The organism is Micromonospora sp. NPDC047548 (assembly GCF_040642975.1).
Lineage (GTDB): Bacteria > Actinomycetota > Actinomycetes > Mycobacteriales > Micromonosporaceae > Micromonospora.
Map to the genome: position 1 here is coordinate 260,725 of NZ_JBEYTI010000004.1, position 23,368 is coordinate 284,092.

Consider the following 23,368-nt stretch of genomic DNA (forward strand, 5'->3'; position numbering starts at 1 on the left):
CATAGATCCATGGATGTCGACGTGCGCGCTTATTATTAAGACTGTTAACTGTTCTTGTCCAGGTCTCTTTTCGCACCGATCGGGGGCCCGCGTCAACCGACGCGGGCCCCCGGCGGATCAGCGCCGGAAGGTGAACCAGTTGACGTTGACGAAGTCGGCGCTCTGACCGCTGCTGAAGGTCAGGTAGACGGTGTGCCGCCCGGTCACCGCGGAGACGTTGCCGGGCACCGAACGCCAGCTCTGCCAGCCGCCGGTGTTGGCGATGGCGAAGCTGCCGATCGGCACGCTGGTCGGGCTGTCCAGGCGCACCTCGACCAGGCCGCTCACCCCACCCGCCGCGCCGGAGGCCACCCGGGCGAGGAAGTCGCGCGGCGGGGCCGCGCCGAACTCCACGTTGTCGTACCGGACCCAGTCACCGTCGCGCAGGGCGCCGATGTTCTGCCCGCCCTCGGCGCACGCCTCGACGATCACCCCGTTCTGCCCGGTGAACGCCTCGGCCTGGATCGTTCCGTACGCGTCGACGCCGCCGGACGGCGGCGGGGTCGTCGGGGGTGGCGTGGTGGACGTACCCCGGCGGTAGACCGCGACGTAGTCCACCAGCATCGACCGGCCGGAGACGGTCGAGGCGGTCGGCGTGGCGGAACCGGCCACCCCGTTCGGGAACGAGCCCCCCATCGCGACGTTGAGCAGCAGGAAGTAGCCGGCGTGGCCGGTCATCTGGGTCCAGTACGGCTCGCCGACCTGGTTCTGGCCCACGGTGTGGAAGAGTTGCCCGTCGACGTACCAGCGCAGCTGCTGCGGGCTGACCGAGGCGTCCCACTCGAAGCGGTACGTGTGGAAGGCGGACTGGCAGGTGCTGCCGGGGCAGGCCCGGGTGTTGCCCAGCCCGTTGAACTCGTTGCACGGGCCGCCCGGGGCGTACCCGCAGTGCAGCACGCCCCAGACCTGGTTCAGGCCGTTGACGTTCTCCATCACGTCGAACTCGCCGATGCCCGGCCAGTTCTGGTAGTTGCCCCGGTACGGCGAGCCGAGCGCCCAGAACGCCGGCCAGTATCCGGCCGCCTGCGCCCCGGTGACGTTGGGCATCTGGATCCGCCCCTCGATGGCGAGCACTCCCCCAGCCGGCGGCTTGAAGTCCGTGCGGACGGTCTCGATCCGGGCCGAGGTCCACCGGCCGGCGGCGTCCCGGACCGGGGTGATCCGCAGGTTGCCGGCGCCGTCGTGGGCGAGGTTGGTGGTGCTGGCGGTGTACGTCTGGATCTCGCCGGTGCCCCAGTTGGCCGGGCCGCCCGGGTAGCTGGTGCCGGTGTCGACGATCCAGTTGGCGGCGGAGGGCAGGGTCCCGGCGGTGCCGGTGAAGTCGTCGCTCCACATCAGGCTCCAGCCGGACGGGGGCGGCGGGACGGCGGCGTGGGCGGTCACGGTCACGCCGGCCAGCGCGGTGGTGGCCGCGGCGAGCGCGACGGCCAGCGACAGCCGCCGACGTGACCGGCCCGGGGGATGGGGGGCGGCGGGGGCCGCCGGGACAGGATTCATCGGGGATGCCTCTCTGCGGGGACGGGTCGAGAGAGCGCTCTCTGACTGCGAGTTGTACGCCCCACCCAGACCCATGTCAACGCTTGTCGATGAATTCCGGTTGCGGCCGGCGCAGCACCACCTGCTCCAGCGCGGTCCACCCCGTGGTGGTGACCAGGTAGAGCACCGCCGCCAGCGGCACCACCAGCGCCACCAGCACGGTCGCATACGGCAGCAGCGGGACCAGCCGGCCCAGCGCGGCCGCCCCCGGCCCGTCGGTCGGCGTACCGGCCACCGTGCCGGTGCCCGCCGCGGCGCGCTCCGCCCGCCGGGACGAGAACCAGGCCAGGCCGGTCAGCGCCGCCAGCAGCAGGCCGAAGACCAGCACGACCGGGACGGCGAGCCCGTCGCCCAGGTGCCAGCCCAACGGCACCCCGGCCAGCCGCTCGTCGAGCAGCCCGCCGCCGCCCTCGCCGGTGGCGAAGAGCCGGTACATGACCACGAAGAACGGCGCCTGGAGCAGGGCCGGCAGGCAGCCGGCGACCGGGCTGGCGCCGGCCCGCCGGTAGAGCGCGAACAGCTCCGACTGCAACCGGGCCGGGTCGTCGGCGTACCGCTGCTGAAGCTGGCGGACCTCGGGGGCGAGCGCCGCGCGGCGCCGCTCCCCGCGGACCTGCGCCAGGGTGAGCGGCGAGATCAGCAGCCGGACGGCGATGGTGAACAGGACGATCGCGGCGGCGGTGGCGGCCCCGCCGGTCAGCGGCGCGAACGCGTCGGCGAGCCAGGTGACGGCGGCGCCGGCGGCGCCCACCGCGTCGTGCACGGGTGAGAAGGCGAGCATGGAATGACCCCTCGGTCCGATTCCGGACGTCCCGGGGCGGGGCCCAGCGGGACGGATGACGACGGAATCGGCCGGGCGGCGACGCGCGGGGGTCAGCCCGCGACCGGGCGCCACCCGACCGAGGGACGCCGCCCCGGGGCCCGGGGACGCGGCCGGCCGGCCGCGTCCGGGTCGACCTGGCGGGGCACCCGCCGGCGCCGGGCCCGCTCCCGCAGGCCCACTGCCCGGCGGCCACCCCGGGCCGGCCCGCCCACCGGGCGGGGGCGCGCCGCCAGCAGTGCCGCGAGCAGCAGCGCGGCCACCACCGCAGCGCCGGCCAGGAGCTCGGCCGGACGGTCCGCGAGCAGCGTCAGGCCGGTGAGCGCGTACGCCCACAGCTGAGCTACCGCCAGCAGCGATCCCGGCACGGGACCAGCCTAGGACCCGGTGTCACGCCCTGCCGCCGGGATCGCGGGCGGCCGGCCCGGCCGGGATCGCGGTGGCCGGCTTGGCCGCGACCGCGGCGGCGAGCAGCAGCCAGCCGGAGAGCCCGACCAGTTGCACCCGCTGCCAGGCCCCGGGCGCGGCATCCGGACGCGCCGCCTCGACCATCGTGCCCACGGTGCCGACCAGCAGGACCACCGCCACCGCGATCCCCCACCGCCGCCACGCCGGGGCGCGGAGCACGGCCAGGATCGCGACCAACGAGACGACCCCGCCGGCCACCGCCAGCGACGAAGTGAGCGAGTGGGCCTGGTGCCGCCAGGAGAGGGCGCCCAGCGCCGCCAGCCGGGCGCAGCGCGCGTCGGTCGACGGGGAACAGTCCATCGAGGCCACCCCGCCGTCCAGCGCGGTGGCCACCCCGAACAGCGCCAGCCCCAGCCAGGCCAGCCGGGACGCGTCCCGGACACCCGTGGCCAGCCGCACGCCGACGACCGTGGCGAGCAGCCCGGTCAGCACGTCCCCCGCCCCGAAGACCAGGTGGTACGGCTGATCCCGGGCGGCCAACTCGCTGGTGTACCCGTGGGTCAGGTCGAGCGCCGGGTTGAGCAGCGGGCCGAGCAGCCAGGAGGCGTACAGCACCGCGGCCAGCGCGAGCGCCACCGCCGGCAGCGCCCGGACCGGCCGCGTCAGGCTCACGAGGACTCGCGGACCAGCGGGAACGGCAGCGTCTCCCGGATCGACCGCCCGGTCAGCAGCATCACCAGCCGATCCACGCCCAGGCCCAGGCCGCCGGTCGGCGGCATCGCGTACTCCAGCGCGGTGAGGAAGTCCTCGTCCAGCTCCATTGCCTCCGGGTCGCCGCCGGCCGCCTTCAGCGACTGCTCGGTGAGCCGCCGCCGCTGCTCGGTCGGGTCGACCAGCTCCGAGTACGCGGTGCCCAGCTCCATCCCGAACGCCACCAGGTCCCAGCGCTCGGCCAGCCGGGGCTCGGCCCGGTGCCGGCGGGTCAGCGGGGACACGTCGGTCGGGAAGTCCAGGTAGAACGTGGGCACCTCGGTCCGCGCCTCGACCAGCCGCTCGTACAGCTCCAGCAGCACCTCGCCGCGCCCCCAGCGCGGGTCGTACGACACCCCGGCCCGGTCGCAGAGCCTGCGCAGCGTCGGCAGCCCGGTTTCGACGGTGACCTCCTCGCCCAGCGCGGCGGAGACCGCCTCGTTGACCGTGCGCACCGGCCACTCGCCGCCGACGTCCACCGGCTCACCGGCGCCGGGGCGGCGGACCAGTGGGGTGCCGTGCACGGCCACCGCCGCCGCGACGATCAGCTCCCGGGCCAGCTCGCGCATGTCGTGGTAGTCGGCGTACGCCTGGTACGCCTCCAGCACCGTGAACTCCGGGTTGTGGCTGAAGTCGACGCCCTCGTTGCGGAACGCCCGGCCCAGCTCGTACACCCGCTCCACCCCGCCCACCGCTAGCCGCTTGAGGTACAGCTCGGGGGCGATGCGCAGGGTCAGCCGCAGGTCGTACGCGTTGCTGTGGGTGACGAACGGGCGGGCGTTGGCCCCGCCGTGGACCCGTTGCAGGATCGGCGTCTCCACCTCCAGGAAGTCCCGGACGACCAGGGACTGCCGCAGGCTGTGCAGGGTGGCGCTCCGGGCCCGCAGCAGGTCGCGCGCCGCCGTGCTGGTGGCCAGGTCCAGGTAGCGCTGGCGGACCCGGGCCTCCGGGTCGGCCAGCCCCTGGTGCTTGTCCGGCAGTGGCCGCAGGCACTTGGCGGTCAGCCGCCAGTCGGTCACCCGCACCGACACCTCGCCGTGCTTCGTGGCGTACACCTCACCGGTCGCGCCGACGTGGTCGCCGATGTCGACGGCTGCCCGCCAGCGGTCCAGGTCGTGCTCCAGCATCAGCTGGAGGTCGCCGCTGCCGTCCCGGATGGTGGCGAAGCAGACCCGGCCGAAGTCCCGGACCAGCAGCACCCGGCCGGCCACCGACACGGTCTCCCCGGTCCCGGTGTCCGGCGCCAGGCCGGCGTGCCGCTCGCGGACCGCCGCGCAGCTGTCGGTCCGCGGGAAACCCACCGGGTACGGGTCGATCCCCTCGGCCTTCAGCCGGTCCAGCTTGGCCAGCCGGACCCGGGCCTGCTCCGGCCGGTGCTCGGGCGCCGGCTCGGGGGCGACCGCGCGCACGGTGCCGGCGTCCGGCGGCACGAACCCCACCCCGCCGTGGGCCGGCGGCGCCCCGTACAGCGGCGACGGGCGACCGCCAGGCAGCGCGAGGAAGCCCTCGGCGACCGCCGCCGCGATGCCCACCCGGGCGAGTTCCCGGCGCTCCCCGAAGCAGAGGTAGCGGGGCGTCCAGTGCGGCTGGTACTTGGCGTTGGACAGGTACAGCGACTCCAGCTGCCACCAGCGGGAGAAGAAGAGCAGGGCGTGCCGCCAGAGCCGGATCACCGGGCCGGCGCCGATCCGGGCGCCCTGCTCGAAGACCGAGCGGAACACCGCGAAGTTCAGCGAGACCCGCCCCACGCCGAGCCGGGAGGCGGCGGCGAGCAGCGCCGCCACCATGAACTCCATGACGCCGTTCTCGGCGGTCCGGTCGCGGCGCATCAGGTCCAGCGAGAGCCCGTCGGTGCCCCACGGACTCAACGACAGCAGCGCGCGTACCCGGCCCGCCCCGTCCCGCGCCTCCACCAGCACGCAGTCGGAGTCGGCCGGATCGCCGAGCCGGCCCAGGGCCATCGAGAAGCCCCGCTCGTACTCGGTGTCCCGCCACGCCGTGGCCAGGGCGGCCAGGGCGGCGAGCTCCTCCGGCGGGATCTCCGCGTGCCGGCGTACCCGGGCGGTGTAGCCGGCCCGCTCGACCCGGTGCACGGCCTGGCGTACCGGGCGCATGTCCCGCCCGTCCAGGTCGAACTCCCGGGTCAGCAGGATCGCCTCGTCCCCCAGTTGCAGCACCTTCAGCCCATGCCGGTGGTACGCCCGCGCGCCGGCCTCGCTGGTGCCCATCACCGCCGGAGTCCAGGCGTACTCCCGGGCCTGGCCGAGCCACGCGTCGATGGCCGGCCCCCAGGCCTCCGGATCGCCGACCGGGTCGCCGCTGGCCAGGCTGACCCCGTTCACCACCCGGTAGGTGACGGCCGCCTTGCCGCTGGCCGAGAAGATGGCCGCCTTGTCCCGGCGGGTGGCGAAGTAGCCGAGCGAGTCGCGCCCCCCGTACCGGGCGAGCAGTTCCCGGATCCGCTGCTCCTCCTCCGGGTGCAGCACGGCGGCGGCCCGCTGCGAGCGCAGCAGGGTGAACAGCCCGGCCAGGAAGGCGACCGCCCCGAAGCCGCCGAGCAGCAGGTTGACCCAGCCGGGCGCCTGCCCCTGCCGGGTGACGTCCAGGGTGACCGCGCCGCCGAACACCTTCTCGACGGCGTACCCGAGCCGGTCCGTCCAGCTGCGCAGGCTGCCCGGGACTGCGGTCAGCAGCAGGTAGCCGACGCCGGCGGCGGCCGCCGCCAGCCCGAAGAAGACCGCCAGTGCCCGCCGGGTGGCGCCGCTGCGCACCCGGGCGTAGAACTCCCCTCGGGCGACCAGCAGCAGGACCAGCGCGGCGGCGGCGAAGCCGATGCCGACCCAGACGCCGACCGTCTCGATCAGGTTGAAGATTCGCTGCCCGGCGTCGTCGGTGAGCCGTTCCGCGCCGACGACCACCAGGAGCAGGGCGGCCAGTACGCCGACCACCAGGCTGAGCGTGAAGTAGACGACCAGCACCCGGTACGCCAGCCGCTTGCGGCGCAGCACCGCGGCGGCGAGGGTGCCGATGAAGACCGCGTACGCCAGGTTGGCCGGCGCGGGCAGCAGCAGGGTGTCGATCGCGGTGCGGATCGGCTGGATGTCGGCGCGGAGCGCGCTGCTCAGCGCGGCCAGCGCGCAGACGGCGGCGATGAACCACAGCAGCGTCGCGAACACCCGCGGGACCTGCCGCCGCCAGTCACGGCCGGGCGGCCGTCCGTCGCCGCGGCCACCGGCTGCCACCGGTGCGGTCATGGAGTGCGACACGGTCGTCGGGGTCACCTGACCTCCCTCGCGTCCTGCACCGGCGGCCCGGCCCCGCGTCCGTGCCGGTCACCACGGGGTGTCCCGGTGCTACCGGGGCGGGTGCCTCGGTAGCACCGGGGCCTGGAACGGGCCCATCGTAAGCATCCGTCGGCGCGGCGCGGCGCGGCGCGTTTCCGTCGCCCGACACGCTGGGTATTGAACGCATCGACACCGCGGCGGTCCCGCCGCGGTGTCGACACAGACGGACGGTGGTGGCCATGGCCAGCGGGGTGGCGGCACGGGGCGGAGCCGCGGCGCCGCCCGGCAGCGGGCCGTCTTCGCCCGTACCGGCCGGCTGGAGGACGTGGTGGCCGACGTGGCGCGACAGACCCGCGGCTGATTCCCGCGTGGAAGACTGGGCAGCGTGGCGCAACGGCTGATCGTCATCGGCGCGGACGCCGCCGGCATGGCGGCGGCGTCCCAGGCCCGCCGCCGTCGCGGTCGCGACGATCTGGAGATCGTCGCGTTCGAGCGGGGGCACTTCACGTCGTACTCGGCGTGCGGCATCCCGTACTGGATCAGCGGGACGGTGGCGGAACGGGACGACCTGATCGTCCGATCCCCAACGGCCTTCCGCGAGGAGCACCAGATCGACGTGCGGGTCCGCACCGAGGTCACCGGCATCGACCTGGAGCGCCGCGAGGTCGTCGCCCGGGACCTGGAGCGCGGCGGCGAGCGGCGCGAGCGGTTCGACACCCTGGTGTACGCCACCGGCGCGGTGCCGACGCAGCCCGACTGGGCCCGGGACGGGGTGGCCGGCGTCTTCGGCGTGCAGACCCTGGACGACGGCGCGGCGGTGCGCGCCTGGCTGGACGGCGAGCCGAAGCCGCGCCGGGCGGTGGTGGTCGGCGGCGGCTACATCGGGGTGGAGATGGCCGAGGCGCTGGTCCAGCGGGGGCTCTCGGTCACCCTGGTGGAGCGGGCCGAGCAGCCGATGTCCACCGTCGACCCGGACATGGCCGCCCTGGTGACCACGGCGATGCGCGGCGTCGGCATCGAGATCCGCACCGGCGTCGAGGTGACCGGGATCGAGGAGCGCGACGGCCGGGTCGCCGCGGTGGTCACCGCCGACGGGCCGGCGCCGGCCGACCTCGTGGTCCTGGGCCTCGGGGTACGCCCCAACACCGCGCTCGCCGCAGCCGCCGGCCTGCCGCTGGGCCCCACCGGCGGGGTCCGCGTGGACCGGCGGATGCGGGTGCCGGGGATGGCGGACGTCTGGGCGGCCGGCGACTGCGTGGAGACGCTGCACCGGGTCAGCGGGATGCCCGTGCACGTCCCGCTCGGCACGCACGCCAACAAGCAGGGCCGGGTCGTCGGGATCAACATCGGCGGCGGGTACGCCACCTTCCCCGGCGTCATCGGCACCGCCGTGACCAAGGTCTGTGACCTGGAGGTGGGGCGTACCGGGCTGCGGGAGAAGGACGCCACGGCAGCTGGCTTCGAGTTCGTCTCGGTCCGGGCCGAATCGACCAGCCGGGCCGGCTACTACCCCGGGGCCCGCCCGATGACCGTCAAGCTGCTCGCCGAGCGCCCCACCGGGCGGCTGCTCGGTGCCCAGATCGTCGGCCGCTCCGAGGCGGCCAAGCGGATCGACGCGCTCGCCGTGGCGCTCTGGAACGGCATGACCGTGGACGACATGACCGCGCTGGACCTGGGCTACGCCCCGCCGTACGCGCCGGTGTGGGACCCGGTGCTGATCGCCGCCCGTAAGGCCGTCGACGTGCTGGCCCGCTGACCCGTCGGCAGGTGTGAAGAGTTGTTGTCGTCCCGGCGACAACAACTCTTCACACGATCGGGTCTGCTGGTGCGGTGCGGATTCCGGATGATGACGCGGGGGCGTTGGACTGGCTGCTCTTCGCGCAGGCGGGGGTGCTGAGCTGGGCGCAGGCCACCCGGGAGCTGACGCCAGGCAAGGTGCGCCGCCTGGTGGCCACGGGCCGCTGGGAGCGGGTCTGTCGGGGCATCCTCCGCGTCGGTGGTGGCGAGGTCATGCCCGACCAGCAGCGCTGGGTGGCGGTGCTGGCCGCCGGCAACGGCGCCGTGCTGGCCGGACTGGCTGCCGCCCGGGCCGGCGGCCTGCGCGGACGCTGGCGGTACGAGGCGGTGGACGTGCTCGTGCCGTACCAGCGGCAGGCTCCCGACCTGCTACGCCGTCTCCCGCTCGGCATGCCTGCCGTACGTGTCCGGCGGACCCGGCACCTTCCCGACGCCGACCGCCAGCGGGCACGACCGGACCGCACCACCATGGCCCGCTCCCTGCTGGACGCCGCACAGTGGATGCGTACCGACAACGAGGCCCAGGCGGCGCTCGCCGCCGGCGTCCAGCAGCGGCGCGTCACCCCGGCGGAACTCGACGCGACCCTCCGGCGCCTGCCGCGGCCACGGCGGGCGGCGTTGATCAGGCACACCATCGCGGACCTGGCCGGCGGCGCCGAGGCGCTGTCGGAGATCGACCTGGTCCGGCTCTGCCGGCGACATGGCCTGCCCGCGCCTGAACTGCAGGAACGACGTCAGGACGCGGACGGAAGGGTGCGCTATCTCGACGCGTACTGGCGACGCTGGGGGCTGCACGTCGAGGTCGACGGAGCGCACCACATGGAGGTCCGGCACTGGGCCGCGGACCTGCGGCGGCAGAACCGGATCTGGATCTCCGGCGACCGCATCCTCCGGTTCACCGCCTTCGACCTCCGCCGCCGCCCGACGGAGGTGGCCGCCCAGCTCCGCGCCGCCCTCACAGCGGCGGGCTGGGAACCGGGATCGTGAAGAGTTGCTGTCGCTGGGACGACAACAACTCTTCACAACAGGCGAAGATGGCCGGATGGAGATTCCGGAGGGGTTGGCGTGGGTGCGGCGGGTGGCGACCGGGCGGGACTGGCTGGCGGCGCTGCCCCGGTGGCGGGACGAGTGCGCCGAGCGGTGGTCGCTGCGGCTCGGGCCGCCGTTCCCGTACGCCTTCGCCTCGCTGGCGATGCCCGCCGACCTGCCCGACGGCACCCGGGCGGTACTCAAGCTCCAGTACCCCGACCCGGACAGCCGGCACGAGGCCGACGCGCTCGCCCACTGGGCCGGCGACGGGGCGGTACGCCTGCTCGCGCACGACCCGGAGCGCCGGGCGCTGCTGGTCGAACGCTGCCTGCCCGGCGCACCGCTGCACGAGCTGCCGCCCGACGAGGCGCTGGACGTGGTCGCCGGGCTGCTGCCGCGGCTGTGGCGGCCGGCCGGCGCGCCGTTCACCCCGCTCGCCGAGGAGGCGGCCGGCTGGCGGGAAAGCCTGCCGGTGAACTGGGAGCAGGCCGGCCGGCCGTACGAGCGGCGGCTGGTCGACGCCGCGCTCGGCCGGCTCGCCGAGCTGGTCGACGACCAGGGCGAGCAGGTGCTGGTCAACCAGGACCTGCACGCCGGCAACGTGCTGCGGTCGACCCGCGAGCCGTGGCTGGTGATCGACCCGAAGCCGCTGGTCGGCGAACGGGAGTTCGCAGTGGTGCCGATCGTGCGCGGCCCCGAGCTCGGTCACTCGCCAGCGGCCGTGCGGCGCCGGCTGGACCGGATCACCGGCGCACTGGGGCTGGACCGGGAACGGGTGCTGGGCTGGACGATCGGGCAGACGTTGGCATGGAGCATCGACGCGGACGCCGTCTTCACCAACCAGGTCGAGGTGGTCCGCTGGCTCGTCGACGGCAGTTGAGCGGAGTCAGCCGGACTGGCAGGTGGGGCACCAGTAGAGGTTGCGGCCGGCCAGCGCGCCCCGGCCGACCGGCGTCGCGCAGACGTGGCAGGCCTCGCCGGGGCGGCGGTAGACGTACACCTCGCCGCCGTGCCGGTCGACGCGGGCCGGGCGACCCATCGCCTCCGGCAGGTGGACGTCGCGGACGGTGTCGATCCGGCCGCGCACGAGGGCCAGGGTCATCAGCTCGACCAGGTCGGCCCAGAGCGCGTCCCAGCCGGCCGGGGTCAGTTCCCGGCCGGGCAGTGTCGGCGGCAGCCCGGCCCGGAACAGCGCCTCGGTGACGAAGATCAGCCCGGTACCGGCCACCACCGACTGGTCCAGCAGCAGCGCGGCGAGCGGGGTGGGGCTGCGCCCGATCCGCTCGTACGCCCGGCGCGGGTCGGCGTCGGCGCGCAGCGGGTCGGGGCCGAGCCGGTCGCGCAGCGCGGCCACCTCGGGCGGGGTGAGCAGCTCGCAGGCGGTGGGGCCGCGCAGGTCGAGCCAGTGCCGGTCGCTGGTGAGCCGCAACCGGACCTGCCCGACCGGGGGCGGCGGCTCCCCGGCGCCGTCGCTGAACCTGCCGTACAGGCCGAGGTGCACGTGCAGGGTCAGCTCGCCGGCGTAGTGGTGCAGCAGGTGCTTGCCGTACGCCTCGGTGCCGTCGAGGAGGGTGCCGGAGAGCCGGGCGGCGCCCTCGGCGAAGCGGCCCTGCGGGCTGGCGGCGTGCACCTTGTCGCCGGCGAACAGCTCGGCGTGCCGGGCCGCCAGGCGGTGGATGGTGTGTCCCTCTGGCACGACGGCAACGGTAGCCGGGGTGTGGCGGATCGGGCCGCTGGGTACCACAGCCGTGATACCGCGTGGCTGCCTCCCGGCGCTCCCGAGGCCACCACGCATCGATGAGGAGGTGTTCATGGTGAAGATTTCTTCGCTGTCGCGCCGGACCGAGCCGGCGCCCACCAGTGACACGAACGGCGACGGGCGCGTCGACGCCCGCGACGCCGACGCGGAGCGCCGGGCCGCCGAGCGCGGCGCGCTGGCCCGCGCCGCCACCGCGCGCCCCGAGGCGACGGGCGGACCGTCCGGCCCGGTGGCCCCGGTCGACGGCGAGCCCCGGCCTACGGCGTCGGGCCGGCTCGCCGGCGCGGACGCGGACGCCCGGTCGGCCCCGCCCGTCCCGGCCCCCGCCGCGGAGCGGACGGTCGGCCCGGGCCGGGACCGCGACGTGACGCGCACCGCGGACCGGGACGAGGTCCGCCCGGAGACCCCGGTGGTCGCCGGGCCGAAGCCGCGGGCCAGCCTGCTGGCCACGCTCGGCCTGATCGTCTCGGTGGCGGGCGCGCTCTTCCTGCTCACCGGCACGCTGGCCGGATACGGCAGCGCGGTCGGCGCGGCGGGTGCGGTGCTCTCCGTCCTCGGCCTGGTCGCCACCCGGCGGCGGCACGTCGCCGGCAAGACCGACGCGCTGATCGGCGTGCTGCTGGGCCTGGCCGCCGTGGTGCTCGGCGTGGTCGCGATGACCGGCCAGTTCGACTGGCCGACCACCGACGGCGACTGGGTGTCGCGGTTCCGCGAGTGGCTCGACTCACAGTTTGTCGATCGGCTCTGACGGGCACCTTCCCGCTCGCCGGCGGCGCGCCGGCGACGCCCGACCGGTCTGGTGGTTCACCAGCCGGGCACGCATCCTTCCGGGGCGGCGGCTCGCCACCCCGGAAGCGCGTTCCGGGGCCGTCACCTCCCGTTGCGGGGGTGGCGGCCCCGTCGTCGTACCGGTCGGGCGTGCACGCAACACATCACCGTCCGCCGGGCGCTAGACGCAACGATTCGTCGGCGTACGCAAGCCTCGGCGGTGGATGTCGTCGGCCGGCGCCGCATACCGTTGACGCACGGCGCCAGCCCGTCGGCCGAGGTGGCCGGGCGCGCCCGACCCCCAGGAGCAGGACATGACGATGGACGCCACCAGCCAGCGCTTCCTGATGTGCCGGCCGACGTACTTCGCCGTCGACTACGCCATCAACCCGTGGATGGACCCGACCGCGCCGGTCGACGCCGATCTCGCCATCCGGCAGTGGGAGCGGCTCCGCCAGACCTACCTCGACCTGGGCCACTCCGTCGAGCTGATCGACCCGGTCGCCGGCCTGCCGGACATGGTCTTCGCCGCCAACGGCGGCACGGTGATCGACGGCAGGGCCATGGCGGTGCAGTTCCGCGACCCGCAGCGCGCCGACGAGGCCCCCGCCTACCGCGCCTGGTTCGAGGCCGCCGGCTTCGAGATGTACGACCCGAAGCACGTCAACGAGGGCGAGGGCGACGTCCTGCTGGCCGGCGACCACCTGCTCGCCGGCACCGGCTTCCGCACGGCGCACGCCTCGCACGCTCAGTTGCAGGAGGTCTTCGGCTACCCCGTGATCACGATGCAGCTGGTCGACCCGCGCTTCTACCACCTGGACACCGCACTGACCGTGCTCGACGAGCGGACCGTGGCGTATCTTCCGAAGGCGTTCTCCCCCGGCAGCCAGGCGGTGCTGCGCCGGCTCTTCCCGGACGCGGTGCACGCCACCATGGCCGACGCCGAGGTGCTGGGGCTGAACGCGGTCAGCGACGGGCGGCACGTGGTGCTGCCGGCGCAAGCCACCGACCTGGCCGCGAAGCTGCGCGACCGGGGCTACGAGACCATCGGGATCGATCTGTCCGAGCTGCGCAAGGCCGGCGGCGGACCGAAGTGCTGCACGTTGCGACTCCGTCAGGGAAAGGCGAGCAAGTGATCGAGGACATGCTGCGGACTCCGGCCGCGGTACGGGACGCCGAGCGTCACACCGCGCACAACTACCACCCGCTGCCGGTGGTGATCTCTTCCGCGGAGGGCGCCTGGCTGACCGACGTGGACGGGCGCCGCTACCTGGACTGCCTCGCCGGCTACTCGGCGCTGAACTTCGGCCACCGGCACCCGGCGCTGATCCAGGCCGCGCACGAGCAGCTCGACCGGCTGACGCTGACCAGCCGCGCGTTCATCCACGACCAGTTCGCCGACTTCTGCCGGGAGCTGGCCGCGCTCTGCGGCAAGGAGCTCGTGCTGCCGATGAACACCGGCGCGGAGGCGGTGGAGACCGGGATCAAGGTGGCCCGCAAGTGGGGCTACCAGGTCAAGGGCGTCACCCCGGGCCAGGCGAACATCGTGGTCGCCGAGGGGAACTTCCACGGCCGGACGACCACCATCGTCAGCTTCTCCACCGATGAGGACGCTCGGGCCGACTTCGGGCCGTACACCCCGGGCTTCACCGTGGTGCCCTACGGTGACCTGGCAGCGCTGACCGCCGCGATCGACGAGAACACCGTCGCGGTGCTGCTGGAGCCGATCCAGGGCGAGCAGGGCGTCGTGGTGCCCCCGGCGGACTACCTGCCGGGCGTGCGGCGGGTCTGCACCGAGCGGAACGTGCTCTTCATCGCCGACGAGATCCAGTCCGGCCTGGGCCGGACCGGCCACACCTTCGCCTGCGACCACGAGGGCGTCGTACCGGACATGTACCTGCTGGGCAAGGCGCTCGGCGGCGGCATCGTGCCGGTGTCGGCGGTCGCCGCGAACGCGGACGTGCTGGGGGTGCTGAAGCCGGGCCAGCACGGTTCGACCTTCGGCGGCAACCCGCTGGCCTGCGCGGTCGCCACCGAGGTGGTCCGGCTGCTGGCCACCGGCGAGTTCCAGCGCCGCTCGGCCGAGCTGGGCGCGCGGCTGCGCGCCGGCCTGGAGGGGCTGGTCGGCAGGGGTCTGATCGCCGTCCGGGTCCGTGGCCTCTGGGCCGGGGTGGACATCGACCCGGCGCTGATGAGCGGCCGCCAGGCCTGCGAGCGGCTGATGGAGCGGGGCGTCCTGGCCAAGGACACCCACGGCTCCACCATCCGGCTGGCCCCGCCGCTGGTGATCACCGAGGAGGAGATCGATCACGCGGTGGCTCAGCTCGCCGCCGTGCTGGCCGGCTGACACCTACGCGACAGGCGGGCGCCGGGACCGTGGTCCCGGCGCCCGCCGTCGTCTGTCGGGGGTCAGGGGCGGGGCAGGCGCATGGCCATGGTGGGCGCCTCGGCCATCACCGAGGTGGGGGTGAACGGGGCGTCGGTGGGCAGCTCGCGGGCGCGGCCGACCTGGACGCCCGGATACAGCTCCACCATGTCGGCGCCGCCGAGCACCCGGGACTGGTTCGGCGCGAGCGGGATCCGTTCCGCCTCGGTCATCGAGCCGTGCGGGCGGATGCCGGAGCCGTTGGTGCTCAGGTCGGTCACGATCACCTCGCCGACCCGCAGCTCCAGCTTGAGGTGGCTGCGGCTGATCCAGCGCCGGGCCTCGTCGTTGAGCCACTGGCCGAGCACGATCCCGCCGCTGGCCTCGGGCGCCCGCCCGAGGAGCACCGGCTGCTCCTCGGTGAGCACGAACCGCCGCCGGACCAGGCCGCCGATCCGCACCGCCAGCACCTCGCTGCGGGGGCGCGGCCCGGCGTCGCCGAGCCGGGTGCCGTGCCGCGGGCAGGTCGGCACCCCATTGCGCAGCGCGGGTGGCGGCTGGCCGGCCGGCGCGCGCTCGACCCGGGCCAGGTCGGCGAAGGCACCGCCGCCCCCGCCGCCGCCGAAGAGCGCGCAGCCCGGCTCCGGGCAGCGCCACTGCCGGGCCAGCAGCTTCGCGCCGACCGGCGAGCGGTCCCCCTCGACCGGGTTCGGGCCGCCGCCGACGTGGGCGACGAAGACCGGGCCGCCGGCGCCGGGCACCGGCGCGAGCACCCGGCCCGGCTGCTCCACCAGCCACGGGAACCGGCCGCGCAGGCCGTCGAAGCGGACCCGGGTGAGCACCGGCAGCCCGAGCAGATCGGCCACCTCCAGCATCCGGTCGCCCGGATTGTCCAGCACCTCGACCAGACCGTCGTCCGCCCAGCGCCGGACCACCATCCGCTCGTTGGAGGTGAGGTCGGCGTCGGAGAGCAACGCCCGGTGCACCACGGCGTAGACCGGGACGCTGTCCTCCTCCAACTGGCGGGACAGCGCGTCGATCACCATGCCCAGCCGCAGCAGGCTGGCCGGCCGGCCCCCGTCGAGGTCCTGGTAGCGGATCACCTCGGCGAGGTCGAGGACGGCCCGGGCCAGCGACGGGTCGGTGCAGACCCGCCCCTCGATGGCGTCCAGCACCTTGCTGATCTCGAATCTCATCGGGCGCTCCGGACGATGTCGTCGATCTGGCGCGCCAGCTCCACGTCGCGGTCGGTGACCCCACCGGCCGAGTGGGTGACGCAGCGGAAGGTCACGGTCCGCCACCGGATGTCGATGTCGGGGTGGTGGTCGAGCCGCTCGGCCACCTCCGCCACCCGGTCGACCACCGCGATGGCGGCCGGGAAACTGCCCAGCTCGACGGTGCGGCTGATCCCGGTCGGGTCGCCCGACCAGTCCGCCAGCCCGCCCAGCTTCCCTCGCACCGCCTCGGCGGTGAGCAGGTCTGTCATGGCCCGACCCTACCGGGACCGGGATCGGCGGGGCCGGACGCGCCGGACCGGGCCGGCATCGGCGACCGCGCGTGCCCGATCCGGCACCGATGGTGACAGCGGCGGCACCGGTGGCGGTGCCGCCCCGTCGCGCGTACCGGGTCAGCCGCGCAGCGGCCGGCCCACCTCGTGCAGGTGTGCCAACGCCTGCCGGTACGACTCGACCAGCCCGGTCTCGGCGTAGGGCACGCCGCTCTCCGCGCAGTACGCCCGCACGATCGGCTGGGCCCGGCGCAGGTTGCCCCGGGGCATGTTCGGGAACAGGTGGTGCTCGATCTGGTAGTTGAGCCCGCCCAGCGCGACGTCGACGAACCGGCCGCCCCGCACGTTGCGCGAGGTGAGCACCTGCTTGCGCAGGTAGTCCAGGCCGTCGGAGTCCGTCGGCATCGGCATGCCCTTGTGGTTCGGGGCGAACGCGCAGCCCATGTAGAGGCCCCAGAGTCCCTGGTGGACGGCGATGAAGGCGAGCGCCTTCGCCGGCGACATCACCGTGAACAGCAGCCCCAGGTAGCCGACGGCGTGCGCGATGAGCAGCAGCGCCTCCACGCCCCGGTGCCGCATCGGCGTCCGCCAGCCGCCGCCCGAGCGACCGACCAGCGCCCGGACGCTGGCCACGTGCAGGTGCATCCCCTCCAGCAGCAGCATCGGGAAGAACAGCCAGGCCTGCCGCCGCGCCAGCCAGCGCAGGTAGGCCGGGGTCGCCGCCGCCTGCTCGTACGTCCAGACCAGCGCGCCACCGCCGACGTCCGGGTCCTCGTCGGCGTGGTTGGGGTTGGCGTGGTGCCGGTTGTGCTTGTCGACCCACCAGCCGTAGCTGAGCCCGACCGCCAGGTTGCCGGCGAGCAGGCCGGCCAACTCGCTGGGGCCGCGGCGGCGGAACATCTGCCGGTGCCCGGCGTCGTGGCCGAGGAAGGCCACCTGGGTGGTGGCGACCGCCATGCCCACCGCCACCAGCAGCTGCGCCCACGAGTCCCCGACCGCCACCACCACGGCCCAGCCGGCCAGGAAGAAAGCCGCCGTCAGGACGATCCGCGCCGCGTACCGGCCCGGGCGGCGCTCCAGCAGGCCGGCCTCGCTGATCCGTCGGGACAACACCGCGTAGTCACTGCCGCGTCGTACCGGTTGGTCCGCCACCGCTGAACGCGCCATCTCCGCTCCCCCAGTCCTTGGTCCGGGCCGCGCCCCTTGGCACGCCCGCCCCCGATTCTCGCGACGACGGTTGCGCCTGGTAATCATGGCAACACCCCGATTCGAGGTGGTGTTGCCCCTACCTCAGCCCATCCGGCCGACGGCCGCATGCAGCCGGGTCAGGTCGCGGCGACGCCGCTCGTACGTGGCGGCGAGGGCGATCAACGCGAAGCCGCCGACGGCCAGGAAGATCCACCGGGGCAGCAGGTCCCAGCTGCGGACCAGCTCGTGCAGGGCCAGCAGGGTCAGCGTGGTCCCCCCGAGCACCACCGGGGCCTGCCAGCGGCGGCTGGCCCCCGCGAGCACCACGCCGAGGGCGGCGACCCCGAGCAGCAGCCGTCGCCACGGCTGGGGTTCGGGGGCGACCAGCACCGACACCAGGCCGGGCAGCAGCCCGGCGGCGAGCCCCGGGCCGAGCGCCAGCCAGCTGGTGAACCCCGGCCGGGTACGCAGCGCGACCACGCCCGCGCCCAGCGCCAGTCCCGCCGCCGGCAGGGTGTACGCCTCCAGCAGCACCACGCCGCCGGCAGCGAGCAGCAGCCAGGCGCCGAGCAGCTCGCTGCCGCCGGCGACGCCCGCGAAGACCCACCGCCGGGCGGCGGACCCGCCCCGATCCAGCACCCGCGGTGCCAGCGCCGCGCCCCAGAGCACGCAGACCGCGGCCGCGTGGCGCGGGGCGGACGCGGTGAGCAGCAGCGCCACCAGCGCCACGGCCTGGGCGGCGCCCTCCGCCGCCCGCCCGGTCAGCGGCGTGCGCCCGGCCAGCGGCGGCGCGGCGTACAGCACCGCCACCGCCACCGCCAGCACCGCGAAGCCGGCGGTACGCAGCGGCAGCCCGGCGGCCAGCGACGCGGTCACCGCGAAGCCGGCCGCCGCGGCGGCCGCCACCAGGCAGCCGAGCAGCCGCACCTCGGCCCGCCGCCCGGCGACGCCGGCCACGGCCGCCGCCACGACCAGCAGCGCCAGGCCGGCGAGGGTGCCGGCCCGGGTGGCGAGCAGCCCGACCAGCCCGGCCAGGGTCCAGAGCAACCCGACCGGCACCGCGACCGCGCCCAGCAGCGGGCGTGGGCGCGACAACGCGGCGGCCAGCAGTGCGGCCAGGCCGGTGAGCAGCGCCACCGCCGGCACCACCGGCCAGGCCGCGCCGGCGGCCACCAGCAGTACCGGCAGCGCGGCGGCGGCGAACGGCAGCGCCGGCAGGGCCGGGGTGACGCGGGTCCGCCGGGCCACCAGCGCGGCGGCGACCGCCAGCACCAGCAGGGCCGCGCCGGCCGTCCACCCGCCCGGCAGCGGCGCCGTCGCGGGTACGCCCGACCAGGGCTCGACCGGCCCGTCGTACGGGGAGTAGAGCGCCGCCACGGCCACCGGGGCGGCGGCGAGCGCCGAGACCACCGCCAGCGGGCCGGCCACCACCCGACCGACGGCCGAGGCCGGGGTGTCCCGGTCGACCGCCGCCAGCAGCAGCACGACGAGCGCGGCGTAGAGCGCCACCGGTTCGGCGGCCGGTACGACCACCGGCGCCAGCCCGAACACGCCGAGCGCCACGGCGGACGCCGTCGAGGCGTACCCGTCGAGGTCGGGCCAGTGGCGGCGGACCGCGCCGAGCGCGACGAGCGGCAGCACGGCGGCGGCGAACCCGGCCCGCAGCTGCCACCAGGGGGCCGACCCGGCGGCGAGGAGCGCGACGACGGCCCCCGCCGGTACGGCGAGCAGCGCCACGGCCAGCCCGGCCCCGGCGACGGCGCGCTGCGCCGGGGTGCCCCGGCGGGCCCGGGTGGCCAGCGCGAGCCCGGCCGGCAGCAGCACCCCGAGCGTCACCAGCATGCCGCCCGGGGCGGCCAGTGCCACCAGCAGCCCGTGGCCGAGCAGGGCGGCGCCGGCGAGCGACCCGACCAGCACGGTCGGGGTGCGGCGACCCGGCGCCGCCACGGCCAGCAGCAGCGCCACGCCGACGGCGAGGTCGAGGGCGAGCGCCGCCGGCCACGGCGTGGCGGCCACCGCCGGCAGGGCGGACGCGGTCAGCGCCACACCGACGAGCGCGGTCACCGGGCGGGCGGCCCGGGGCAGCAGCAGGCCGGTCGCGGCGGCGGTCGCCGCGACGGCGACCGGGAGCTGCCAGCCCCAGCCGAGCGCCGGACCGGCCGCCGCCCCCCGCCACCCGGGCAGCGAGCGGGCCACCGCGCCACCGGCGACCAGCAGGGTGCCCAGGAGGCCCACCTGGGCCAGCCCACCGGCGACCACCAGGGCGCCGACCCGGGGGCCGGCGCGCAGCCCCGCCGGGACCAGCCGGGCCGCCCCGGCCAGGGCGGCGGTCACCAGGGCGGCCGCCACCAGCAGCAGCCCCGGACGCAGCTCGGCCACCGGCCGGAGCAGCGCGCCGGCCAGCAGCGGCACCAGCAGCGCCGCCGCGACCTGACGGAACACCCGGCCACCGGCGGCCCACGCCGCGCCGAGCAGGACCAGCCCCACCAGCAGCATCGGCACCCCGGCCAGCAGCGGCTGGCCGGCGGCCCGGCCCCAGGCCAGCGGCACCAGCGCACAGCCGGCGGCGAGCGCCGTCGCGGCACCGAAGCCGAGCCAGGCGAGCACCTGTCCGGCCAGCACGACGGCCGGGACGCCCGGCCCGGCGACCGGTCCCCCACCGGCCGCCGGCCCCCCGATCCGCGCCTCCGGCGGGGCGGCCGGCGTGCCCCCGCCGACCACCGCCGGCGTCCCACCAGGCCCCGCCGGGAACCGCCGGTCCGTGGCCATGCCCGGCGCCGGGCCCGCCGCCACCGGGGCGGCGGCGGGACCGGACGGCACGCCGCCGGGCCCGGACGGCCCGGCCGGTGCCCCGGACCGGCGGCGCAGCGCGACCACCACCACGAGGTCGAGCAGCGCCACCGCGAGCAGGACCAGGGTCCACCCGCCGGCCCCGGGCCGGGCCTGGACCACGGCCAGCGGCAGCACCGGCTGCGCGACGACGAGCGCCGCGAACCAGGGCACGGTCAACCGGCTGAGCCGCGCGTACCCGGCGGCGACCGCCGCGCTGGCCCCCCCGACCAGCGCGGCGTACCGGGTGCCCGGCCAGCCGGCCACGCCGAACAGGTCCACCGCCCAGGCGGCGTACCCGTCGAGGACCACCAGCAGCAGCCCCACCGCGGCGAAGGTCTCCGCGGTGCCCCGCAGCCCGCGCCGGGCCGCGACCAGCGGCGCGGCCAGGGCCAGCACGGTGAACCCGGCCAGGATCGCCGCCCGCCCGGCGACCCCCACGGCGGCCCAGGCGACGGCGGTGAAGACCACCGCCGCGGTGCCGAGGAGCAGCCCACCGAGGACGAACAGCAGCCCCTGCACCGTCCGGGTCGAAGTCTCCGGCCGCCCGGGCGGCGCCGGGACCGGGACGGGTCGGACCGCGACCGGCGGCACCGGCCCGGCCGGCACCGGCACCGGCCGGGCCATCTCCGCGCGGACCCGGGCCGCCAGCTCCGCCCGCCGCCGCTGCGCCGCGAGCAGCCGGCCGGACAGACCCTGGTACGCCTCGCGGGCCCGCTCCAGCTCCGGGCCGAGCGCGCGGATCTCCGCGTCCAGCCGGATCACCTCCGCCGCGGGCGGGTACGGCGGCCGGCGGCAGCCGGAGCACCCGCGGACGAGATCGGCGGGCGCGTCGCAGCCGGGGCAGGGATAGCCGGTGTTCTCCACCCGGCCATCCTCACGGCCCGGGCGCGGCCCGCCCAGAGTGCGCGTACCTAGGTACGGGTGTTCTCGTGCACCCAGGCGGCGTACGCCGGCTCCCCGCACTCCACCCGGGACACCAGGATCTCCGGCACCTCGTACGGGTGACCGGCGCGGATCCGGTCGACCAGCGCGGCCACCCGGTCGGGGGCGGTCTTGAACTGCACCGACCACTCGGTGCCGGTCTCCACCCCGGAACGCCACCAGTAGGTGCTGTCGACCTGGCCGCCGACCTGCGCGCAGGCGGCCAGCCGCCCGGCGACCATCTCGGCCGCCAGCGCGTCCGCGACCCGGCGCGCGTCCACCACCGTCGTGACCACGCAGAGCTCTTCCATCAGCGCACCCTACGCGGCGTCGCCACGGGCGGCGCCGGCCGAGCGGCTACCCGTGGGGTCGCCGTCGCGGTTGGCCGCGATCCACGTGTCGATCCGGCCCCACCAGTCGAAGAGCCAGTCGATGCGCTCCTGGCGTCCGGTCGGGATCTCCTCCGGCGGCACCGACCAGAACCGCATCACGATCCGCTTGTCCATCGGCAGCTCCCGCCAGACATCGCCCACGGTGAGCATCCGGTCCAGACCGGTATGCGCCACGAAGATCACCCCGGCGTCCGGGGCGGCGTCCAGCGCGGCGAGCAGACCACCGGGCTGCGGGGCGAGCACGTGCTGCATCCGCTCGGCGCGCAGCGCCATTCGCTCCAACCCGAGCGCGCGGAGCCGGGCGATGGCCCGCAGCCGGCGGCCGGGGGTGAAGTTGCCGCCCTCCGGGAAGATCACGAACGCGTCGTCGTCGTCCAGGTCGGTGGCGAGCTGGCCGATCTGCCGGACCACCGAGTCACGACCGTCCGGGCCGGGCGCGATGAACCGGTTGGGCAGCCGGTTGAGCAGCACGTCGATCGCCGGGTCCCACTGCAGGCTCTTTTTGAGCACGATCCGCGGCTCGCGGTGGAACCAGTTGACCAGCGAGTGGATCAGGATGAACGAATCACCCGGCCCGGCGTGCCGGCAGAGCACCAGCTCGGGCCGGCCGGGCAGGGCGGTGTCCGGGTCGGTGCCGACCACGTCGATGCTCAGCCGCAGCGTCCAACGGGCCTGCCAGAAGAGCACCCGCAGGAAGTGGCCGGCGAGCACGTAGTGCGCCCGCTGGAAGGCCGGCGAACGCTTGCGCAGCCCGAACCCCGAGGCCACCCAGAGCACGAAGAGCGCGGCCAGCGCCGCCGCGTCCCAGACCAGGTAGACGCAGCCGATCCAGAGCAGGCGCAGCGGGCGCAGCCGGCCGGGCACGAAGGGCGACAGCGCCAGGCCGAGCAGCGCCCAGAGCGGCACCGTGGTCAACACCACGACCGCGAGCAGCACCACGCCGGGCGCCAGCAGCATCCGGCGTACCCACCTGGGTGGCAGCGGCATCAGCGGTCCAGCTGGGTCGCCAGGTAGTGCCGGGAGGCGGTGTAGGCGCGGCTGATCCGCCGCCCCACCGCCGCCGTGTCCCGGTACGCCCACGGGCTGTCGTCCCGGGGCTTCAGCCCGCCGGTCGGCAGCACGTGCACCTCCACCCCCTCGGGCAGCGCCGCCATCTCCCGGGCGAACCGGTGCCGCCGGGCGATCTCGAACGCGACCTGGGCGATCTCCCAGGGCCGCCGGGGCGGCGCCAGCTCCCGCTCGATCCGGCCCACCTGGAGTACGAAGATCCGCCGCGCGCCCACCGCGACCGCCTCGCCGATCGGGATCGAGTTGACGATCCCCCCGTCGATGTAGTGCTGGTCGTCGATCCGGGCCGGCGGCAGCAGCCCCGGTACGGAGGCCGAGGCGAGCACCGCCGGCACCAGCGGCCCGCTGACGAACCAGTGCTCGGCGGCCCGCTCGATGTTCGCCGCGCAGCAGCGGAACGGCACCTTCAGGTCGGCGAAGGTGGTCTCCGCGCCCAGCTCCTTCTCCAGCAGCTTGCGCAGCGGCCGGGGCGAGTGCAGGTGGGTACGGGCGGCGAACCGGCGCAGCTGGCGGGCCACCGAGTCGCCGTACACCTCGTTCGCCTCCGGCGAGGCCCAGAGCCGGACCAGCCGGTCGGTGACCGCCTCGGACGGGTCGGCGGCGACCAGCGCGCCGTTGACCGCGCCGATCGAGGTGCCGAGCACCACGTCCGGGCGGATCCGGGCGCGGAACAAGGCGCGCAGCATGCCCACCTCGACCGCGCCGAGCACTCCCCCGCCGCCGAGCACGAACGCCACCGGACCGCCACCCATGTGGTTCATCCTGGCATGTGCCCGCCGCCCGCCCGGGCCCAGCCGCTGGTCACCCCGCTCCGGCCTGCGGGTGGTAGCGGCGCGCGAGGCGTCCACGGCGGAGGGTGAGCGCGGAATCATCGTGGACCTCGGCGCCACCCGGGTCTGACTCCG

At 75.7% G+C, this 23,368-nt stretch carries 21 protein-coding genes; 8 read left to right on the forward strand and 13 right to left on the reverse strand.

Features of this window, described 5'->3' with window-relative positions; translation table 11 throughout:
• Nucleotides 1-117: 117 nt before the first annotated feature.
• The 5 genes from ABZ807_RS06480 to lysX all read right to left on the reverse strand — a co-directional run bounded on the left by ABZ807_RS06480 (nt 118) and on the right by lysX (nt 6,834).
• Nucleotides 118-1,536 (reverse strand): carbohydrate-binding protein, encoded by a 1,419-nt coding sequence (locus tag ABZ807_RS06480; protein WP_357153602.1) that lies wholly within the window; start codon nt 1,534-1,536, stop codon nt 118-120.
• 76 nt (nt 1,537-1,612) lie between these two features.
• Nucleotides 1,613-2,356: a membrane protein insertase YidC gene (yidC, locus tag ABZ807_RS06485; RefSeq protein ID WP_357153604.1), complete on the reverse strand. Its 744-nt coding sequence runs from the start codon at nt 2,354-2,356 to the stop codon at nt 1,613-1,615.
• A gap of 92 nt (nt 2,357-2,448) precedes the next feature.
• The gene (locus ABZ807_RS06490) at nt 2,449-2,763 is read right to left on the reverse strand and encodes a DUF6412 domain-containing protein (RefSeq protein WP_357153606.1); all 315 of its coding nucleotides are present in this window, start codon (nt 2,761-2,763) and stop codon (nt 2,449-2,451) included.
• Between the two features lie 22 nt (nt 2,764-2,785).
• A complete protein-coding gene (locus ABZ807_RS06495; protein ID WP_357153608.1) occupies nt 2,786-3,475 on the reverse strand; it encodes a DUF998 domain-containing protein in 690 nt (229 codons plus the stop codon).
• The gene (gene lysX, locus ABZ807_RS06500; protein WP_357153610.1) at nt 3,472-6,834 is read right to left on the reverse strand and encodes a bifunctional lysylphosphatidylglycerol synthetase/lysine--tRNA ligase LysX; all 3,363 of its coding nucleotides are present in this window, start codon (nt 6,832-6,834) and stop codon (nt 3,472-3,474) included. Before lysX ends, ABZ807_RS06495 begins: the two co-directional genes overlap by 4 nt.
• A gap of 214 nt (nt 6,835-7,048) precedes the next feature.
• Between lysX and ABZ807_RS06505 the strand changes: the two genes are divergently transcribed.
• The 4 genes from ABZ807_RS06505 (at nt 7,049) to ABZ807_RS06520 (ending at nt 10,543) form a co-directional block, all read left to right on the forward strand.
• Complete coding sequence (locus ABZ807_RS06505; protein WP_357153612.1) at nt 7,049-7,198, forward strand: hypothetical protein; 150 nt, start codon at nt 7,049-7,051, stop codon at nt 7,196-7,198.
• Between the two features lie 24 nt (nt 7,199-7,222).
• Entirely contained in the window at nt 7,223-8,593 is a 1,371-nt protein-coding gene (locus ABZ807_RS06510; protein ID WP_357153614.1) for an FAD-dependent oxidoreductase, read from the forward strand.
• Between the two features lie 74 nt (nt 8,594-8,667).
• Entirely contained in the window at nt 8,668-9,621 is a 954-nt protein-coding gene (locus ABZ807_RS06515; protein ID WP_357153616.1) for a hypothetical protein, read from the forward strand.
• Between the two features lie 55 nt (nt 9,622-9,676).
• Nucleotides 9,677-10,543, forward strand: coding sequence for an aminoglycoside phosphotransferase family protein (locus ABZ807_RS06520; protein ID WP_357153618.1), 867 nt, complete (start codon nt 9,677-9,679; stop codon nt 10,541-10,543).
• 6 nt (nt 10,544-10,549) lie between these two features.
• On the opposite strand, the gene ABZ807_RS06525 is transcribed toward ABZ807_RS06520, so the two are convergent.
• A complete protein-coding gene (locus tag ABZ807_RS06525; RefSeq protein WP_357153620.1) occupies nt 10,550-11,359 on the reverse strand; it encodes a DNA-formamidopyrimidine glycosylase family protein in 810 nt (269 codons plus the stop codon).
• Between the two features lie 115 nt (nt 11,360-11,474).
• Here ABZ807_RS06525 and ABZ807_RS06530 point away from each other — a divergent pair, with 115 nt between their 5' ends.
• The 3 genes from ABZ807_RS06530 to rocD all read left to right on the forward strand — a co-directional run bounded on the left by ABZ807_RS06530 (nt 11,475) and on the right by rocD (nt 14,537).
• The gene (locus tag ABZ807_RS06530; protein ID WP_357153622.1) at nt 11,475-12,170 is read left to right on the forward strand and encodes a UbiA family prenyltransferase; all 696 of its coding nucleotides are present in this window, start codon (nt 11,475-11,477) and stop codon (nt 12,168-12,170) included.
• 340 nt (nt 12,171-12,510) lie between these two features.
• On the forward strand, nt 12,511-13,326 hold the full coding sequence (gene ddaH / locus ABZ807_RS06535) for a dimethylargininase (RefSeq protein WP_357153731.1): 816 nt from the start codon (nt 12,511-12,513) through the stop codon (nt 13,324-13,326).
• Nucleotides 13,323-14,537: an ornithine--oxo-acid transaminase gene (gene rocD / locus ABZ807_RS06540; RefSeq protein ID WP_357153624.1), complete on the forward strand. Its 1,215-nt coding sequence runs from the start codon at nt 13,323-13,325 to the stop codon at nt 14,535-14,537. Before ddaH ends, rocD begins: the two co-directional genes overlap by 4 nt.
• A gap of 62 nt (nt 14,538-14,599) precedes the next feature.
• Here the strand turns inward: rocD and ABZ807_RS06545 are convergent, their stop codons facing one another.
• The 7 genes from ABZ807_RS06545 to ABZ807_RS06575 all read right to left on the reverse strand — a co-directional run bounded on the left by ABZ807_RS06545 (nt 14,600) and on the right by ABZ807_RS06575 (nt 23,215).
• Nucleotides 14,600-15,751, reverse strand: a complete 1,152-nt coding sequence (locus ABZ807_RS06545; protein ID WP_357153626.1) for an FHA domain-containing protein — start codon at nt 15,749-15,751, stop codon at nt 14,600-14,602.
• Nucleotides 15,748-16,041, reverse strand: a complete 294-nt coding sequence (locus ABZ807_RS06550; protein ID WP_357153628.1) for a 4a-hydroxytetrahydrobiopterin dehydratase — start codon at nt 16,039-16,041, stop codon at nt 15,748-15,750. Before ABZ807_RS06550 ends, ABZ807_RS06545 begins: the two co-directional genes overlap by 4 nt.
• A gap of 141 nt (nt 16,042-16,182) precedes the next feature.
• Entirely contained in the window at nt 16,183-17,229 is a 1,047-nt protein-coding gene (locus tag ABZ807_RS06555; RefSeq protein WP_357153630.1) for an acyl-CoA desaturase, read from the reverse strand.
• A 123-nt stretch (nt 17,230-17,352) separates the two neighbouring features.
• Nucleotides 17,353-20,946, reverse strand: a complete 3,594-nt coding sequence (locus tag ABZ807_RS06560) for a hypothetical protein (protein WP_357153632.1) — start codon at nt 20,944-20,946, stop codon at nt 17,353-17,355.
• A gap of 47 nt (nt 20,947-20,993) precedes the next feature.
• Nucleotides 20,994-21,314, reverse strand: coding sequence for a divalent-cation tolerance protein CutA (cutA, locus tag ABZ807_RS06565; protein WP_357153634.1), 321 nt, complete (start codon nt 21,312-21,314; stop codon nt 20,994-20,996).
• Between the two features lie 9 nt (nt 21,315-21,323).
• Nucleotides 21,324-22,382 carry a 1-acyl-sn-glycerol-3-phosphate acyltransferase gene (locus ABZ807_RS06570; RefSeq protein WP_357153636.1) on the reverse strand — a complete coding sequence of 353 codons (1,059 nt, stop codon included), beginning with the start codon at nt 22,380-22,382 and terminating at the stop codon, nt 21,324-21,326.
• Complete coding sequence (locus tag ABZ807_RS06575; protein WP_357153638.1) at nt 22,382-23,215, reverse strand: patatin-like phospholipase family protein; 834 nt, start codon at nt 23,213-23,215, stop codon at nt 22,382-22,384. Before ABZ807_RS06575 ends, ABZ807_RS06570 begins: the two co-directional genes overlap by 1 nt.
• On the opposite strand from ABZ807_RS06575, the gene ABZ807_RS06580 reads away from it, so the two are divergent.
• Entirely contained in the window at nt 23,214-23,363 is a 150-nt protein-coding gene (locus tag ABZ807_RS06580; RefSeq protein WP_357153640.1) for a hypothetical protein, read from the forward strand. The two genes, ABZ807_RS06575 and ABZ807_RS06580, sit on opposite strands and share 2 nt — an antisense overlap.
• Nucleotides 23,364-23,368: the final 5 nt, after the last annotated feature.

Bases quoted from the DNA above. Each gene is read 5' to 3' on its own strand.
- yidC (WP_357153604.1), bottom strand. From the start codon at position 2,356: ATGCTCGCCTTCTCACCCGTGCACGACGCGGTGGGCGCCGCCGGCGCC.
- ABZ807_RS06530 (WP_357153622.1), top strand. From the start codon at position 11,475: ATGGTGAAGATTTCTTCGCTGTCGCGCCGGACCGAGCCGGCGCCCACC.
- ABZ807_RS06550 (WP_357153628.1), bottom strand. From the start codon at position 16,041: ATGACAGACCTGCTCACCGCCGAGGCGGTGCGAGGGAAGCTGGGCGGG.
- ABZ807_RS06555 (WP_357153630.1), bottom strand. From the start codon at position 17,229: ATGGCGCGTTCAGCGGTGGCGGACCAACCGGTACGACGCGGCAGTGAC.
- ABZ807_RS06545 (WP_357153626.1), bottom strand. From the start codon at position 15,751: ATGAGATTCGAGATCAGCAAGGTGCTGGACGCCATCGAGGGGCGGGTC.
- ABZ807_RS06520 (WP_357153618.1), top strand. From the start codon at position 9,677: ATGGAGATTCCGGAGGGGTTGGCGTGGGTGCGGCGGGTGGCGACCGGG.
- ABZ807_RS06480 (WP_357153602.1), bottom strand. From the start codon at position 1,536: ATGAATCCTGTCCCGGCGGCCCCCGCCGCCCCCCATCCCCCGGGCCGG.
- ddaH (WP_357153731.1), top strand. From the start codon at position 12,511: ATGGACGCCACCAGCCAGCGCTTCCTGATGTGCCGGCCGACGTACTTC.
- ABZ807_RS06575 (WP_357153638.1), bottom strand. From the start codon at position 23,215: ATGGGTGGCGGTCCGGTGGCGTTCGTGCTCGGCGGCGGGGGAGTGCTC.
- cutA (WP_357153634.1), bottom strand. From the start codon at position 21,314: ATGGAAGAGCTCTGCGTGGTCACGACGGTGGTGGACGCGCGCCGGGTC.
- ABZ807_RS06580 (WP_357153640.1), top strand. From the start codon at position 23,214: ATGTGGTTCATCCTGGCATGTGCCCGCCGCCCGCCCGGGCCCAGCCGC.
- ABZ807_RS06570 (WP_357153636.1), bottom strand. From the start codon at position 22,382: ATGCCGCTGCCACCCAGGTGGGTACGCCGGATGCTGCTGGCGCCCGGC.